This is a genomic window from Streptomyces sp. NPDC007905 (genome assembly GCF_042959345.1).
Classification (GTDB): Bacteria; Actinomycetota; Actinomycetes; order Streptomycetales; family Streptomycetaceae; genus Streptomyces.
Window position 1 is genome coordinate 1 of sequence record NZ_JBIBKS010000087.1, and the last position, 1,237, is coordinate 1,237.

Genomic DNA, 1,237 nt, shown 5'->3' on the forward strand with positions numbered 1-1,237 from the left:
TTCTGGGCAGGGGGCGGTGGCAGGTGGTGCAGGTGCCGGTCCAGCAGTTCAGCAGGTCCTGGAGGGCGTCGAGGGTCTGGTAGAGGGTGAGTCCGCTGTATCGGCTTTTGGGGCCAGGCGCTGTTCGGTGAGGAATGCGTGGGCGGCGGTGACCAGGGTGACGTGGTGGTGCCAGCCGTTCCAGGAGCGGCCTTCGAAGTGGTCCAGGCCGAGGCCGTGCTTGAGTTCCCGGTAGTCGTGCTCGATGCGCCAGCGGATCTTGGCCAGGCGGACCAGCTCGGCCAGCTGGGTATCGGTGGGCAGGTTGGACAGCCAGTAGTCGGTGGGTGCTTCGGCTCCGGCGGGCCATTCGATCAGCAGCGTGACCTCGGGCAGGACACCGTCCCAGGGGCCCTCTTGCGCGGTGGCGGCGGCCTGGGCCAGGCGCCGGGCCCGGACCCCGGCCGGCCGCACCCGCAGTGCCAGAAAGTGCGAACGCATCGGTCCGCGGGAGCCTTCCCGCCAGGTGACCTCGGTGAAGGCCTGCCGGCCATGGCCGGCCGCCAGCGCGGCCACCGGGAGCGGCTTGTGGCGGTAGCGGGGCTGCGGCTTGCGGCCGTTGCCGGACCAGGGCGGGGCAACGGGCAGCGCATCATGCGGGTGGACGGTCACATCCGAGCGGATCGCCACCACGTAGGCGATGTCCCGGTCGGCCAGCCCGGCCCGGAAGTCGGCGTTCTGCCCGTAGCCGGCGTCGGCCACCAGCACCGGCGGCACCAGGCCCCATGTGGCCAGCTCGTCCAGGGTGTCCAGGGCCAGGCGCCACTTCTCCCGGTGCCCGATCTCCTCAGGGATCCCCGTCTTGCGCCGGCGCACCGGATCGTCCGCCCACTCCTGGGGCACGAACAGGCGCCACTGCAGCGGACAGGACGCGGTGTCGGAGACCGCGTGCACGCTCACCGCGACCTGACAGTTGGCCTGCTTGCCCAACGCGCCGCAGTACTGGTGGGCGACCGCCACCGACATCCGGCCGTCCTTCGGGAAGGACACGTCATCGACCGCCCAGGCGTCCGGGCCGATCTGCGGCACCATGCGCTCCGCGATCCGCCGCCGCACCGGCAGCGGATCCCAGGTCGACTGGTTCACGAACTGCTGCAGGTTCTGCTCGTTGCCGTCCGGCAGCCGCTCCGCCATCGGCTGGATCGACTTGCGCCGCCCGTCCAGCATCAGTCCCCGCAGATAGCAGTCGCCCTTGGCC

At 71.4% G+C, this 1,237-nt stretch carries 1 protein-coding gene; it reads right to left on the reverse strand.

All coding sequences use genetic code 11. From position 1 onward, the window contains the following. Positions 1 to 48 precede the first annotated feature (48 nt). A partial coding sequence (locus tag ACFZDC_RS42025; RefSeq protein ID WP_391332383.1) for an IS701 family transposase occupies positions 49 to 1,237 on the reverse strand: 1,189 nt, incomplete at its 5' end.